Annotated in this window: 16 protein-coding genes; 11 read left to right on the top strand and 5 right to left on the bottom strand. The window is 40.8% G+C overall.

The window, feature by feature from the left end:
- The 3 genes from F8S12_RS04245 to F8S12_RS04255 form a co-directional block, all read left to right on the top strand.
- The coding region (locus F8S12_RS04245; RefSeq protein WP_196515028.1) for a histidine phosphatase family protein at nt 1-1,226 on the top strand (1,226 nt) is incomplete at its 5' end.
- A gap of 468 nt (nt 1,227-1,694) precedes the next feature.
- Complete coding sequence (locus F8S12_RS04250; RefSeq protein WP_196515030.1) at nt 1,695-2,684, top strand: NAD-dependent epimerase; 990 nt, start codon at nt 1,695-1,697, stop codon at nt 2,682-2,684.
- Nucleotides 2,657-4,306 (top strand): iron uptake porin, encoded by a 1,650-nt coding sequence (locus tag F8S12_RS04255; RefSeq protein WP_196515031.1) that lies wholly within the window; start codon nt 2,657-2,659, stop codon nt 4,304-4,306. The genes F8S12_RS04250 and F8S12_RS04255 overlap by 28 nt, the downstream gene beginning before the upstream one ends.
- A 189-nt stretch (nt 4,307-4,495) precedes the next feature.
- Here the strand turns inward: F8S12_RS04255 and F8S12_RS04260 are convergent, their stop codons facing one another.
- Complete coding sequence (locus F8S12_RS04260; RefSeq protein ID WP_196515033.1) at nt 4,496-4,750, bottom strand: hypothetical protein; 255 nt, start codon at nt 4,748-4,750, stop codon at nt 4,496-4,498.
- Between the two features lie 527 nt (nt 4,751-5,277).
- Nucleotides 5,278-5,700, bottom strand: a complete 423-nt coding sequence (locus F8S12_RS40285) for a hypothetical protein (protein ID WP_230967782.1) — start codon at nt 5,698-5,700, stop codon at nt 5,278-5,280.
- Between the two features lie 243 nt (nt 5,701-5,943).
- Between F8S12_RS40285 and F8S12_RS04270 the strand changes: the two genes are divergently transcribed.
- The 5 genes from F8S12_RS04270 to F8S12_RS04290 all read left to right on the top strand — a co-directional run bounded on the left by F8S12_RS04270 (nt 5,944) and on the right by F8S12_RS04290 (nt 8,870).
- Nucleotides 5,944-6,198: a hypothetical protein gene (locus F8S12_RS04270; protein WP_196515053.1), complete on the top strand. Its 255-nt coding sequence runs from the start codon at nt 5,944-5,946 to the stop codon at nt 6,196-6,198.
- Nucleotides 6,199-6,247: 49 nt separating this feature from the next.
- Nucleotides 6,248-6,568 (top strand): helix-turn-helix domain-containing protein, encoded by a 321-nt coding sequence (locus tag F8S12_RS04275; protein WP_230967746.1) that lies wholly within the window; start codon nt 6,248-6,250, stop codon nt 6,566-6,568.
- A 180-nt stretch (nt 6,569-6,748) separates the two neighbouring features.
- Nucleotides 6,749-7,246: a transposase gene (locus tag F8S12_RS42220; RefSeq protein ID WP_196515035.1), complete on the top strand. Its 498-nt coding sequence runs from the start codon at nt 6,749-6,751 to the stop codon at nt 7,244-7,246.
- Nucleotides 7,195-7,851: a Uma2 family endonuclease gene (locus tag F8S12_RS04285; RefSeq protein WP_196515037.1), complete on the top strand. Its 657-nt coding sequence runs from the start codon at nt 7,195-7,197 to the stop codon at nt 7,849-7,851. Before F8S12_RS42220 ends, F8S12_RS04285 begins: the two co-directional genes overlap by 52 nt.
- Before the next feature lie 65 nt (nt 7,852-7,916).
- Nucleotides 7,917-8,870 carry an RluA family pseudouridine synthase gene (locus tag F8S12_RS04290; RefSeq protein ID WP_331001346.1) on the top strand — a complete coding sequence of 318 codons (954 nt, stop codon included), beginning with the start codon at nt 7,917-7,919 and terminating at the stop codon, nt 8,868-8,870.
- 166 nt (nt 8,871-9,036) lie between these two features.
- On the opposite strand, the gene F8S12_RS04295 is transcribed toward F8S12_RS04290, so the two are convergent.
- Together F8S12_RS04295 and F8S12_RS04300 are read right to left on the bottom strand one after the other, a co-directional pair.
- Nucleotides 9,037-11,304 (bottom strand): Piwi domain-containing protein, encoded by a 2,268-nt coding sequence (locus F8S12_RS04295; protein WP_196515039.1) that lies wholly within the window; start codon nt 11,302-11,304, stop codon nt 9,037-9,039.
- The gene (locus F8S12_RS04300) at nt 11,301-12,122 is read right to left on the bottom strand and encodes a PD-(D/E)XK nuclease family protein (RefSeq protein ID WP_196515041.1); all 822 of its coding nucleotides are present in this window, start codon (nt 12,120-12,122) and stop codon (nt 11,301-11,303) included. The genes F8S12_RS04295 and F8S12_RS04300 overlap by 4 nt, the downstream gene beginning before the upstream one ends.
- Before the next feature lie 196 nt (nt 12,123-12,318).
- Between F8S12_RS04300 and F8S12_RS41925 the strand changes: the two genes are divergently transcribed.
- The 3 genes from F8S12_RS41925 to F8S12_RS04315 are packed head-to-tail and all read left to right on the top strand — an operon-like array spanning nt 12,319 to nt 14,056.
- Complete coding sequence (locus tag F8S12_RS41925) at nt 12,319-12,438, top strand: helix-turn-helix domain-containing protein (protein WP_331001347.1); 120 nt, start codon at nt 12,319-12,321, stop codon at nt 12,436-12,438.
- 17 nt (nt 12,439-12,455) lie between these two features.
- Entirely contained in the window at nt 12,456-13,331 is an 876-nt protein-coding gene (locus F8S12_RS04310) for an ImmA/IrrE family metallo-endopeptidase (protein ID WP_230967784.1), read from the top strand.
- A gap of 23 nt (nt 13,332-13,354) precedes the next feature.
- A complete protein-coding gene (locus tag F8S12_RS04315) occupies nt 13,355-14,056 on the top strand; it encodes an ImmA/IrrE family metallo-endopeptidase (RefSeq protein ID WP_196515043.1) in 702 nt (233 codons plus the stop codon).
- 271 nt (nt 14,057-14,327) lie between these two features.
- Here F8S12_RS04315 and F8S12_RS04320 read toward each other — a convergent pair whose 3' ends face one another.
- A complete protein-coding gene (locus tag F8S12_RS04320; protein ID WP_196515045.1) occupies nt 14,328-15,095 on the bottom strand; it encodes a phycobilisome rod-core linker polypeptide in 768 nt (255 codons plus the stop codon).
- Nucleotides 15,096-15,337: the final 242 nt, after the last annotated feature.

Raw genomic sequence — 15,337 nt, forward strand, 5'->3', positions numbered from 1 at the left:
ATGAGGGAGTGTGGGGAGATTATAAAAAAGCTTCCCATCCCTCCTATACTCCCAATGCCCTATGCCCTATGCCCATAACTCGTGTAATTTTGGTACGTCACGGTCAGAGTACTTACAATGCCGAAAAACGGTATCAAGGAAGTTGCGATGATTCAGTGTTGACCGAGAAAGGGCGCAGTGATGCTTACCAAACTGGTGTTGCTCTCAAAGGAATAGAATTAGATGCTATTTATACAAGTCCTCTCCAACGAGTTCAGGAAACTACAGTTGCAATTCTAGAAGGGATGGAAGTAGAGGAGCAGAAGAGAATCTTCACATCTTCCCATCTCAAAGAAATCGATATCCCCAAATGGCAAGGGCTGACATATAAATACGTACAAGAACACTTTCCGGCAGACTATCGCTGCTGGAACGAGCGACCCCATGAGTTTCAAATGGCAGAACCACAGCCAGAAAGGAAGTTAATAACAGGTGGTGTAGCCGTTGCAACATCTGTGCGGCAATGCTTCCCGGTACTAGATTTGTACGATCGCGCCCAGCAATTTTGGCAGGAAATTTTACCGCACCATGTTGGTAAGACTATCCTAATTGTCAGCCATAGCGGCACAAATCGGGCATTAATTAGTACTGCGATCGCTATGAAATGTGAGCAATACCATGTCCTCCAGCAATCAAACTGCGGTATCAGTATCCTGAATTTTCCTACACCGGGTGAACAGCAAGGCCAACTGGAGGCAATGAATATTACTACTCATCTAAGTGAAATCATCCCCAAACTGAAAAACGGCAAACAAGGTTTGCGTCTACTTGTAGTACCAGCCACAGGTACAGCGCCACATTTAATTCATCAACTAGCTGAACGCCTTCAGACAGTACCAATAGATTTCAGTCTCAGCAGTGATTTGGACAGTTCCCAACAAAACGCCGAGCAACTGCTTAAATATCATCCAACAACAGTGCAACTTCAAGTACTACGGCAAGATTTTCCCGCAATTTGGCAGCAAAACCTGTTATCTAAACGCGCCGTAGTGCCATCAAATGAAATAGATTTAAGCCGTCCCACAACCGGATTAGTAGTTGCTTGTCCCTCCATCATCGAAAATATGCTGGCTCACGTCTTGAACACCTCACCACAGTACTTGCAACTAATCCCCGACACTCTTAGTGTTGTTTACTATCCTTTAAAAAGCCCTTTCCCTGTGTTGCAAGCTATGAATATTACTTAATTTGTCAACGTTCAGGTTAAAAGGCTCAACGTCGAGGCTAAAAGGCTCAACGTTCAGGCTAAAAGGCTCAATGTTCAGGTTAAAAGGCTCAACGTTCAGGTTAAAAGGCTCAACGTTCAGGCTAAAAGGCTCAATGTTCAGGCTAAAAGGCTCAACGTTCAGGCTAAAAGGCTCAACGTTCAGGCTAAAAGGCTCAATGTTCAGGCTAAAAGGCTCAACGTTCAGGCTAAAAGGCTCAACGTTCAGGCTAAAAGGTTCAACATCGAGGTTCTGAACTCGAAATTTTTAAAATTAAAAAAAACAAGTCAAGATTTTGTTTGAACGAATATGAGATTAAAGCTACATACAGCAGATTTCAATTTCGTGAGGTACAGAAATACCCCACCCGCGCTATCGGGCACCCTCCCCTTACCAGAGGAGGGTTGGGGAAATGACCAATGACAAATGACAAATGACCAATAACAAATTATGAAAATACTAATAACTGGAGTTGCTGGCTTCATTGGCTTTCATTTAGCACAGCGTCTCCTAGCAGAAGGAATGCAGCTTTATGGCATCGATAACTTGAATGAGTACTACGATGTCAGCTTGAAAAAAGCCCGCTTAAATCAACTTTATCCCCAAACCGGATTCACCTTTCAATTTTTGGACTTGAGCGATCGCTTTGCCACTGCCGAATTCTTCCAAAATTATACCTTTGATTGCGTAGTTCACTTAGCAGCCCAAGCAGGAGTTCGTTATTCCTTGCACAACCCTTATGCCTACGTAGACAGCAATCTCTCAGGATTTGTCAACATCCTAGAAGGTTGTCGCCATAGCCAGGTTGGTCATTTAGTGTTCGCTTCTTCCAGTTCTGTTTATGGCACTAATACCAAAGTCCCATTTGCTACTACTGATAACGTTGACCATCCTATTTCACTCTACGCCGCTACCAAAAAGTCAAATGAGTTGATGGCTCATGCATACAGCCATTTGTACAACTTGCCAACTACGGGATTACGGTTTTTTACCGTGTATGGCCCTTGGGGACGCCCCGATATGGCATATTTTAAGTTTGTGCAAGCGATCGCTAATAACCAGCCAATTGACGTTTACAACTTTGGCAAAATGCAACGAGACTTCACCTACATTGATGATGTAATTGAAGGGCTAGTTCGGGTGATGCACAAACCACCCCAAGGGAATCATCAAGATGTCTCGCTTAGTAAAGCGCCCTACAAGCTCTACAATATCGGCAATAACAACCCGGTAGAGTTAATGACATTTATTGAAATCATCGAAAAACTCCTGGGTAAGCAAGCCAAAAAGAACTTACTACCCATGCAGCCAGGTGATGTTCTCTCTACCTACGCTGACATAGATGACCTGATAGAAGCTATAGACTTTAAATCTGTAACTCAAATAGAAGAAGGTATCAAGCACTTTGTGCAATGGTATCAAGACTATTACAGCCACTAAAAAACATTCCGGGACGGATGAAAAAACAATCTCGGTCGAAAAATCTTTGGAATGTTTGCCATCTCAATTTCCTTATCTTGACAATCACCCTTGCATTAACAAGTAAGGTTATTGCCAACGATGCTCCCTCTGCTCTTTTGGGTGATAACACTGTTTCTCTAGACAAAATTAATGCTGTTTCTGAGTTAGCGGATATTCAACCTACTGACCGAGCTTTTCAATCTCTCAAATCCTTAAGCGATCGCTACGGTGTGCTTGCTGGTGATGCTAACAGCACTTTCAACGGCGACCAAACTATGACTCGCAATGAATTTGCTGCCAATCTTGCCACAACTATCAATCGTATTAACGAACTGACAAGTTCAGAAACCGCTAAGGAAGTCAAGCAGGAAGACTTAGAAGAGTTGCAGCGCTTGCAAGCTGAATTTGGCAAAGAGTTAGAGGTTTTACAAGGACGATTAGACAATTTAGAAAACCGGATAATGTCTACAATACAACCGTTTTCTACAACTACTAAATTCAGCGCAGAAGTTGTTTTTGCCATCTCTGGGGTTAATAGCGGTGAAAAATTTGATGGCACTGGCGATACCTCCGGTGGGCTACGCCAACGCACAGACAGTAATATTACCTTAAGCAATCGGGTACGCTTGAACTTCAATACCAGTTTCACCGGCAAAGACAGCCTCAGAATTCGCCTACAAGCTAGTAATCTTCCTAGAATAAATAATGCAACGGGGACTGATATGGCTCGTTTAGCCTTTCAAAGCAATAGCGATAACGAATTTGAATTGAGTGCTTTAGAATATCGCCTTCCCATAGGAGAGCAAGCTACCGTTTATTTTGAGGCAGAAGGCGGCGACCTTGATGATTTTTCTGATCCGCTGAATCCATTTTTCAGCAGCAGTGGTCGTGGTTCCATTTCTCGTTTTACACAGCGTAACCCAATTTATCGCCAAGGAGGGGGCGCTGGAGTGGGGTTAGTTTACGATTTCAGTGACTCAATCAGCTTAAGTTTGGGGTATCTGGTTGACGATGCAGATGATCCAGAAATTGGATTTGGTGAGTCGGAATATGGAGCGATCGCTCAACTAACTCTCGAGCCTAGCGACTCGTTGAAGGTTGGTTTCACCTACATCCACTCATACAACAGCATCGACACAGGAACCGGGAGCAACCGCGCCAACGATCCTTTTAATGATGAGAGTGATGCTATTATTGCAGACTCATTTGGTTTGCAAACTGCGATCGCACTTAACAATAACTTGAATGTCTCTGGTTGGGTTGGCTTTACCCATGCAACAGCGATGGATTTACCAAACAACCTAACGGCAAATATTTTTAATTGGGCAGTAACTTTGGCTTTAACTGATTTGGGTGGAGAAAACAGCATGGCAGGAATTGCGATTGGTCAACCACCCAAAGTTACTAACAATGACTTAGAAGTTGCAAATCAAGCATATAAAGATCCAGACACATCTCTCCATTTAGAAGTCTTCTACCGCTTCCAAGTCGATGACAATATTGCCATCACTCCAGGATTAATAATGATTACTAATCCAGAACACGATAGCAACAACAGTACAAGTTATATCGGCACAATTCGGACAACTTTCAGATTTTAGTCAGCAATTCTCATTTTAAAATAAATAGAATATTAACCCTATTTTGAAATTTAAAATGTAGTACAAAACAATTAGTTTTTCAAGGAGAAGCGAACGCTAAAAAAACAAATTATCTATATACTAAGTATAAATACTCGATAGATTAGAGAGAATTGCCTGATAATGAATCTGAGAAATCCAGGGTAATAGTTATTTTTTTACAATATAAAACTTAAGCGAACTAAAAATTTCTATCTGCATCCGCTCCGGTTGTACATTTGACCTTGCGACTATCGCTTCATGCGACCATTTTTCAGTTTGTGACACGGGCGGCGCGGAACTTTCGCTTTCTTGATCCGCTTTTACTTCAACACCAGAGACTTGGTTTTCTCCCAATAAGGAAGCAGAATAACCCTGTTTTACCTGCCCCTGTGTTTGATTAACGATCGCTACTTGTTCCCACATCAACACTTCCCACGCTAAATGCTAAATTTTATTTAGCCACCCAGCAGGAGTTTTCTTTTTCTCATGTGGTTCTGGTCTGCCGATTCAGTAGAACAAGAATTATTTGATTTGTACGCTCCAGCCCTGCGTAGGCGTAGCCCGTCGTAGACATCGCTCGGCGTAAATTTTAATGACGAGCAACTCCAAGACACTCTAGAAGCATCGAGCTATTGTTTAGAAGATGCTTTCAGGAGCGCAATTGTTTATATACTCTGGCTCGAAGAAAAGCTAAAGCCGATCTACCCGACTGCGATACTAATCGAGGCACTGACAAATCAATGGCGCACCAAGTACTGGAAGCCGCAGCATTTAGAACTTGAACAGTTGCTCTCAAGAGGAAAGCGCTGGTGGGATCGAGTCGCAGATTATGCGTCCCCGTTTTCAGAAAGTAATTGGTCGCTTGGCACTATCAATGCAAGGGAATCTTGATCTACAACCGTCAAGCGGCAATCGCTTTAGCTGCACGCTATTCTGAGACAGTGTGATTTTTACCTTTCCCACTCAACCAACACCCCATCTACAATCGCAACACCCCACTGTGGAAACTTCGCCAGCAACTTCTTGATTGTGATCACAAGTGCCGGATCATTATTCCAACACTCTTGCAAATACTCAAACCCCGGATTTTCCCCCAAATTCGCTGCAACTTTCAGTTTCTGCATACGCTTCGGTCGCAGATTAGACCTTGTAACAATCGCCTCATGCGACCATTTTTTAGCACTGGGGGCAGGTGCGGCGGAACCTTCACCCTCATCAACTGCTTTGATTTCTACACCCAAAACTGAATTTTCAGTCTTTAACGAAGCAGAATAACCCAGTTGCCCCTGCCCCTGAGCTTGATTAGCGATCGCAGAATTTAGAGATTTTTCATTTTTAGCGACAGGCGCGGCGGAACAAGTACCTTTACTCACATCTTGCACCAACCGTAGATACCAGTAAAAAGCAAATATATAAGTTCAAAACTATGCATTAGGCAAATAAACTTAAATCAGTAGCTAGATTTTTAAATAAAACAAAAATTTTGGGATAATTACAGAGGCAGCAAAATTCCACAATGCAGTTACTGTTTACCTCAGACATGGATATGTTTGCATTTAAAACTCAAAACATGAGAGAAAAGGCGTGAAATATATTTACTTTAGCAGCACTTTTCAATGCTTACCCACGCCCAAGAACTAGTTTACTCTCTCAAAGAACTGATGCCGACACAGTACCAGAAAGATAACCTAGAAGCGATGCTGGCATTATTTTTAGAGGCACAAGGACACCCATTACCCGAACATAGTCAGACAAAATCCCCTAGTGCTATTAGCCGATTCTTAAATATCAATCCTTGGTCAACTAGGGAGATGATTCGTGTGGTTCGCTCCTGGGCATTACAAACGGTTTTTACAGCAATTTTCAGGTAATTGAACCACAAAAAACGGTAAGCTAAACAGGTAGTGATTGTCAAATTAAATGCCAGTATCTTACTCCAAAGATTTGCGTGGTCGTGTGATTGCCGCTTGGTTAGAGAAGGAAGGTTCGCAACGCCAACTGGCTCAAAGGTTTAAGGTCAGCTTGTCATTTGTACGCAACGTGCTACGTTATTATCGTGAAAGTGGACAAATTGAAGCAAAACAACGTGGGGGGTACCAAAAGCCGATAATTCAGGATGAACATCTCAGCACGATCAAGTCTTTGGTGGAAAGTAAGAATGATTTGTTGCTAAGAGAATTATGCGTTGGGCTTTGCCCCGCCGCAGGCATCGCTATGCAGAACGCACAGGGACTAGTGTAAGTATCACAACAATGCATCGTGCGGTAGAAAAATTAGGTTTACGGTGTAAAAAAAAGTCTCTATGCCAGCGAACAAGATACCCCAAGAGTACAAGAGTTAAGACATGACTATCGCCGTTGGTTAGATAAAATTGATGTCAGAAACCTGATATTTGTCGATGAAGCGGGATTGAATTTATCAATGTCACGCTTGTTTGCCAGAGCAGTCAATGGCGAAAGAGCAGTTGGTAATATACCTGGTACTAAGGGTGGGAACGTGTCTTTGATTGGAGCTTTAAACCTTGATGGGCTAGTTGCGGCTATGACTATACCAGGTAGTACAAATACTGATGTCTTCCTCACTTATGTCACTGAAATTTTAATGCCTCAGTTATGGAAAGGAGCAATCGTGGTCATGGATAACCTCCCGGTTCATCACGCCGAACGTGTAAGTTTTGCATTCTTCTCTACGAGACCCTTCTCTACGAGACGCTCCGCAAACGGCAAGCTCAGGGCAGCGCGCTCCGCGAACGTAGCGTTAGCTAATCGGAGCGTCTGGGGATTTGAACCCACGGAACTTGTTAAACCAGAATTCAGAATTCTAACTCCTGAGTTCTTCTTCATAAATTATTTAACACTTAACATCTTATGGTTACACTTCAACTCAGACAAATTCGAGTTTCGCCAGGGGAAAGAATAATCCTGGAAGATGTGAGTTGGCAAGTATTTGAAGCAATTCTTGATGAGTTAGGAGAGCATCGTGGAAGTCGAGTAGCATACAGCCAAGGAACGCTAGAAATTATGGCTCCATTACCAGAACATGAGCGAGGTAAGGTAATAATCGGAAATTTAGTGATCATCTTGCTGGATGAACTTGATCTGAATTGGGAATGTCTAGGTTCAACCACCTTTAAGCGAAAAGATTTAAGTGCAGGTCTTGAACCCGATGATTGTTTTTATATTCAAAACTATAAGCTAATGATTGGGAAAGATAGGATCAACCTAACTGTTGACCCTCCTCCTGATTTGGCAATTGAAATTGATCTTACTTCTAGAACCAAAATTAGTGCATATCAGGCTTTGAGAGTACCTGAAATCTGGCGGTATGAAAACAAAAGCCTAGAGATTAACTTGCTGCAAGGTGAACAATATGTTAAATCGCAGACAAGTCCTACATTTCCTACTTTTCCAATTACTGAACTGATCCCCCAATTTGTAGAAATGGGACGAACTACAGGAACAAGTTCAGCAATCAGAGCATTTCGGCAATGGGTAAGAGAACAGACAGAAAATAGTGAATTGTGATGTTTACCGAAAAACGAACAAAGCCGCGCTTTACTTAAATAAAGGGGAATTAATCTAAAGTAATTGTGACCGAATTTAATTTACAAATCCAAGAAAATAGCGATGGTTTGGGCGATCGCCTTGACCGTTACCTTTCCCAAGAATTACCAGATTTATCCCGTTCTCGCATCCAACAGTTAATTGAACAAGGTAATGTCCAGCTTAACGACAAAGTTTGTACATCTAAGAAGATCAATGTCAAGTTAGGCGATCGCATCACTCTCGAAATACCAGAAGTCAAACCCTTAGAACTGCAAGCAGAAGATATCCCCTTAGATATCCTCTATGAAGACGACCAGTTACTCATTCTCAACAAACCCGCAGGCTTAGTTGTCCATCCCGCACCCGGTCATCCAGATGGTACCTTGGTAAATGCCTTGTTAGCACACTGTCCCAATTTACCAGGAATTGGGGGAGTCCAACGTCCAGGAATCGTACATCGATTGGATAAGGATACAACGGGAGCGATCGCGATCGCTAAAACAGAACTTGCCCATCATCACCTACAAGCACAACTCAAAGCTAAAACCGCACGGCGAGAATACTTGGGCGTAGTTTACGGTGCACCAAAAGTTGAAAGTGGCACAATTGACTTTCCCATTGGTCGCCATCCCCAAGACCGCAAGAAAATGGCGATTACAACCGTTGAACAAGGCGGACGAGTCGCCGTCACTCATTGGCAAGTACTAGAACGCCTCGGTAACTTCACCTTAATTCACTTTCAACTAGAAACTGGACGTACCCATCAAATTCGCGTCCACAGCGCCAAAATAGGTCATCCCATAGTCGGCGACCCTGTTTATAGTTCTGGTCATTCAGTGGGGGTAAATTTGCCCGGTCAAGCACTGCACGCTTGGCGACTAAAATTACAGCATCCCCTATCTGGGGAGTTGATTGAGGTGACAGCTACCCCGCCCGCCCACTTTACAAAACTTTTGGAGATGTTAAAAAGACGAGTTTCCCCAAGTTACGATAGATAATATTATTTAGGGGATGTAAATCAATGTGCAGTGATGCCTCGAACTCGGATCGATATCATTCCTCACTTAGGCAGGACTTACCCAAAAATGGCCAAAAAGCTTAATTTATCGAACCGCCAAGACGCCAAGAAGTCGTAGAGCGTGCGTAAGTTTTATTAGGTTATTTCTACAGCCAAAACTGGCGATCGCCATTGAGCGAATTTGGGATAATACCTTGTAACCGCCTATAGGCTATACGGTCAGATCCATACAGTGGAACGGGTAAGCGTGGCTCTTTCAGCGCTCCATGATGGAGCAAGGTGAGTTTCAGCGTTGCTTCTATTACATCCTCAATAGGTGCTTGGTGTCCTTTCTCATGTACTCTCAAACGTAGAGGATAAGGTAAGCCCATATTCTCAGAGGGTAATTTAGTAGTTACCAAAATCACTTCACGAGAAGACAAACGAAGTGCTAACCCTTGTGTGGGTGCTTTCACAACTAACTGATAATAGTTATATAATCTGGGAATACCAGACTTAATACACTCTACGAGAATAAACTTAGAATTAATTGCTTTGGCTCTTTTCTGCAAATATTCAACTTCATCACCACAAAAGCGTCCGTCACGGTAAATTAGTACAGTTTTTTCGCTGATATCAGCAGATGGGAGAAACCTTTCTAATGTTTGTTTATCAATTTCTTCACCTTCTGTTGAAACATCTTCTAACCTATAACGAATAAAATCCCCTTGTTTCCCGTACAAACGAACACTTGCACACACATTTCTGCTACCGACGGTTTTCTTTTTGGGTTTTCTGGAAATATCCAAGCCGATAAAATAATCAGCAATCCCTAAAGGTTCAGCTAGAATAAAAGGCGAATTTCCCAACTTTGCTAAAATTCCTACTATTACTTGATTGAGGATGTTTTTATAATTGCTAGGATTTTTCAAAGTATCTTCATAGATTACTTGGCTTACTATCTCAGGGTTACTACGTCGGAGTACCCTTGAAGAAACAAAAGTATATAAGCTCCCATCATCACTATTATCAGTATGGCGATCGCTCTGTGGTAAAAATGTCAAAACAATATCAGTAGGGATAGCTATTAAATCATCAAGGGCTTTCTCCACTTTAGCTCTGGCTTCAGCACTGCTTAAACCATTGATTGAAACGGCTTTTCTTCTATCTTCATCAATCTCAAGGCTTTCAAAGTCATAGTCTTTTAAGCGTTGTCGAAGTTGCTTAAGAAAAGATATATCAACTTTAAAATCGCCTATTTTAAGTGCTGCAATGCGAATTTTTCTGGAAGTATCTTGATAATCTTGGTGACGGCGATAAACGCCACCTGTAGATAGTCCCTTTAAAACCTCATTTCGCTTTCGGGTCACATTCTTGCCAAATTTAAGTAATGTGTCTTCAAGTTTGAAGGTAGGTACTAAGAACAATTCTGGATACTTTCCGTTGTTAATACATTTAGCTGCTAACTGAAAACCATAGACAGCTAAAGCATTTGTAGCTTCTTCTTTGGATGAAGCTAAACGATTTTGCCGTTCTTGATAAGGAATTTTAGTTTGCTTTTGTAAATCACTATACTTTACTTCAAATAAGTCAGCAGTTTCTTCTGTAACACAGGGAATTAAAGCAGCCATTGCATAAGGATATTGTTGTTTACCCTTACCAAATTGAATAGTTACTACAGGTTGCTCATCTGGTGCTGCTTCCGGTTCAAGTTTCTGTTTACTAATAGCTCCAGTCGCTTTTTTAAAAAGCTCTTCTCTCCGCTCTCCAAAAGTTCCTGCAAGAGCCACAATTGTAGCAGAGCTTTTTTTTTCAATATCTTTAACCTTTAAGCCAATCAAAAGCTTATTTGGATCTTGTCGATAGGGATGATTTTCGTAAAACTCAGCTAAATCACCTTTGAAAACAAAAGAACTGTGAATTGTAAAAGCGATCGCCGGATGTAAAGTATCTTTTATTTCTATCATTTCTGCCCAAAAATCTACTTCACGTTTGACTACCACCTTATTTTCAGACCAAACAGTATCAGATGAAAAAGGTCGTCTAACTTTCAAGATCCTTACAGCTAATTGAGCCAATATAGAAGCTGTTATTTGTGGTTGGCTTACCCACTGAATTGAGTAAGTGCGATCGCCAATATCTTTTTTCAAGTCGTCTTGAATTTCTGTTAAAGCTTTCCGCCATTCATCTAAATTTGGCATTGGTTGATCGGGTTTAGCTAAAACCCAAAAATTCCCATCTGCAAAAATGACTATAATATCAGGGAATTTCTGACTAAACCGCCAACTGAAGCGATTACCTATTTTAGTATCGACTCGGGGAGTCAGTCGAAAGCAGATTAAGTTAGATTGAGGAATTTTTAGTAAAAATATTTCCGACAAAAATATTGGGTATACATTAGTTTTTAGGGGGGATTTAAGTACAGCATTAGTCATGTAGAAACCTCTGATATAGTAAATTCACAGATTGAGTTAAACGAACAGTAGCGACAACTTACACCTGGATTTTGGGGAAATATTTGACTGAAATCAGCAGAATTTTTACGATAGCGTCTCAAATCTTCTTGATGTCGTTGAGCTATTAAAGCAAGTTCTATCTGAAAAGCCTTAAGAGTGTTAGATGTTGCACCAATAGGTTCTGACCAGTTACCACTTTCTAAGTTGTAAAAAGACGCTACAGCTTTTTGCTGGGGGTACAAATAACTAGCTGCTAGTAAGTAAATATACCCTTGTCGCCGATCAAAATCAGAGTGGCCAGTTTTGAAATCTAAAATGTGCAAAGTATCATCTTCTTCGGCAAAAATGCAGTCAATCGCAGCATAGAAGTTAAAAGACTGATTACCTTGCTTAATTAAAATTGGTTCTGGAAAACCCTCATCACCTCGGCTAAGTTGAATAATTTTCTTCTCAGCAAGAATTGGATTTTGCTGGTAGTTTGTCAGTATCTGAAGTACTCGCTGCTGAACCAAATCTGACTCTTTCCGCAATTCCAGAATCTCTATCAATTGTTCTACAGCGTCTTCTTGATGTAACATCGGGGAGTTTTCATGAAACTCATAAACTCCCCTTTGTGCTAGTAATCCAATTCGCACAGGAGTGCTATCACTTGCCAAGATTGCTGCAACCGCAGGTTCTCGCGATCGCGCTTTTGTAAAACCTCGTTTCATGTCACAGTGTAAGTGTTCTTTCCCTATTGGCGGGGAGAATTGCAACCATAAGTTGTAGCTGGCAAATGGTAGCCAATTTTGGCTCATTGATGTCAAGTTCCAGAATTTAGCAGAGAAAATTATCTATGAGTGATTCAAAGGCTAAAAATTTTGGGTAACTTATAGCCGAGCGACTCCTAAAAAGCTTTTTAAAATAAGGCTTTCAGCCTACTATGACTCAAACCGATAGAAGGTTTATTATTATGTATGCTTCAGGAAATGCGTTAGGCAGTTGAATATGATTATGGATAAACAAGAGAGTCAGAGTTTTGGCAGGTGTATTTGGCAAGCCCGTAGAAAGAAGGGATTAAGTCAGCGTGAGCTAGCAGTAAAGGTAGGGGTGGACTCTACGTACTTGTCGTGATGTATCTAGCTGGACGCATGACTCAAAATGACTCGGAAGCTTTTGAGAACATGGTTAAGGCTAACTACAAAGAAATGCCTGCTTTATTTCGTCGAATGAGGGAAAGTCCGGGTATTGATTCTTTAGTTAAAGCAAGAGATGAGCAAATTGTAAGATTACAAAAAGAAAATGCGGAGTTGAGAACTAAAGTAGAAAAGCTTCAAAAAAAACTTACCTTATTTAAGCCTTATATTTTTTACTCTCAAGAGGAGATAGAAAGGAAAGCTAATGAAATCTTACAGAATATGCAAAGTTTGCATAATGATGCTATTAAAATACCAATTGATGCTACTAGGGTATGTGATTATTTGAATTTAAGCGTCGATATTGGGGAAATCTTGCCTGATGAACATGGGTTAATAGTAGCTAAAATTTTACCATTAGAAAGAAGAATAATTGTAAATTCAGGTCTTCCAGAAATGTTAGGGACTTTTGAAGAGTTTACAATTGCCCACGAAATAGGTCACTGGGTACTTCATATTAACCAAGAAGATGCTGATATTTTATCAGAAGAAATTAACGGAAATAGTGATGATGAAAATCAAGTAATTTTATTTCTATGTCGTAGTGCTAGTAGCCCAATTGATAAATTTGAAGCATTTGAGTGGCAAGCTCAGTATTTTGCTAGTTGTCTATTAATGCCTCGTTACGTTCTACAAGAATTATGTAAAGAACGTGATTTAACTAATTGGAGCCACCTTTATGCAATCACAAAGGAGCTTGGTGTAACAACATCCAGTCTTATTTATCGTTTGCAAAATCTAGGTTGGATTTATATACCTAAAGGTTCTAAGCAAATCTATCCTGGAAAAATAGAATTAGAGCCTAAGCAGCCAAGAATGTATTATTTATGAGGAAAAAGTGAGGAAAAAATAACGTGAGCATCTTCAAGGCATATAGATACTATTCTAAAACAGAAATTGAGCAGAAAGCTTATGAAGTTCTAGAGAGGATGAAGGCAGAAAATTTTACTCCAAAGTGGCCTTTTGACGCTAATTGTACTGCTGATGCTTTGGGAATAATGATTGATTGGCAAAGTATACTTCCTGATGATAAAGGAGAAATAGTAGCTAAAATAATTCCTAAAAAAGAACCAAAGATAGTACTTAACAAGAACATACAGAAATTAAAAGAAGAGGGTTTTCAAGCATCTACAATTGCTCATGAAATTGGACATTGGATACTTCATATAAATCAAGATGTAGCCAGAGGTTCTGTGGAGCAGTTAGAGCAAACCCTAAGTATTGACTCAATTGAACAGCAATTTCTATGTCGTAATGTTAGTGAGCAGATTTATAAGAGCCGTCCTGAAACTCAGGATGACTGGCGAGAATGGCAAGCTCAGTATTTTGCTAGCTGTCTGTTAATGCCTAGAGAAATTTTGGAAGCTAAACGGAAAGGACGTGATTTAACTAACTGGAAACATCTTTATGCTATGCAAGAGGAACTTGGTGTAACCATATCTAATCTTGTTTATCGTTTGCAAGACCTTGGTTGGATTTCTATTCCCAAGGGTTCTAAGCAAATATATCTCGGTAAAGCTGCACCGAATGGGCAGACAAATTTATTTAATAGGTAAAGTGCGATCGCCATCATCATAATCCAGGTGAGGAATAATCTCAATCTAATTCCGAGGCATTACTGCACACTGTTTTTACTTCCTCTAAATAATACTATCTATCGCAACTTGGTATTACTTTATAAAACTAACAACTAGCGTGCATCAGACATGGGATAGATAGAGTCTGTTTCACTAGTTATACCTAAATGAAACTCCTACATAACCCAGGACTTATGCACGCTATAAAATGATCAAAGCAATGTACTAGTCAGCCGCCGATCAAAAATCGTTACTTGATTCCTGCCAGTTGCCGATAAGGTACAGACTTTTCGATATCGATGTTAAATGACGAGATTCTCTGTGGCGTATTGCCAGTTGCATTGATTTCCTGTGCCATACCCAGGAATTGAGATGGATCGCCAGCTTTGGGCTTTCGGTCTTGTGGGATAAATCTGCGTACTTCTACCTGCCAAATGATTTGGGGGAAGCCCAATTTAGCACGGTGGTAAGCATCGTATCGCGGAGATTTAATGTTGAAAGGCAACTCACCCTGAGCGCGGGATGGAAGTATGCGACGGCGCTGATAAGGCACGATAGAGTATCCAAAGTTGCTCAGGTACTCTTCAGTGTTCAGCACTTCATCAACAAGACCTTTAATACCTTTGGTAGCGACTACAATTGACCAAGCGATTTTTTCCCGCTCGTTGTATGGGTCGCGTCCTAGAACCTTCTGGATTACATGCTCAACAAAGCGATAGTTGCTGTTGAGGTCGTAGAAGCTTTTCTTAAAGGTATTAGAAAGCAGCAACCCACGAATAAAGTCCCTTACTGTAATCTGTCCATTACGGAGTTGGGACTCTAGAAATGGTTCGCGATCGGCAGCAAAGGCATGGAAGAAAATTTGACGATATGCTGCTTCAATCAGATTACCTAAATCTGACGGAGAAAGCAGATTGTCTGTAGAAAAAATCCTGGGCTGTTCATCACCAGGTACTTCATATGCAGCTACACGCTGGTTTTGACTTGAAGGGTCATATGTTAACAGAGGAATTGCCACTATAAGGCCTCCATATTCTTAATTAAAGTTAACAACTTTAAATCATATATTAAAGGACTAGTTGGATCAGAAGCTTAGATTCTGATAAAGTTTTACGAAACTTAACTAAGGCTAAATAACTAAAAGCTTTGTTCACATATTACATTAGAAGATTAAGTTTCACCTATTTGAACTGAAGCAATAATTTTTAACATTTAGCAAAACAAATTAATTTAAATAATTAGGGAGTGGGGAGTGGGGAG

Source organism: Nostoc sp. WHI, from assembly GCF_015714725.1.
Taxonomy (GTDB): domain Bacteria; phylum Cyanobacteriota; class Cyanobacteriia; order Cyanobacteriales; family Nostocaceae; genus Nostoc.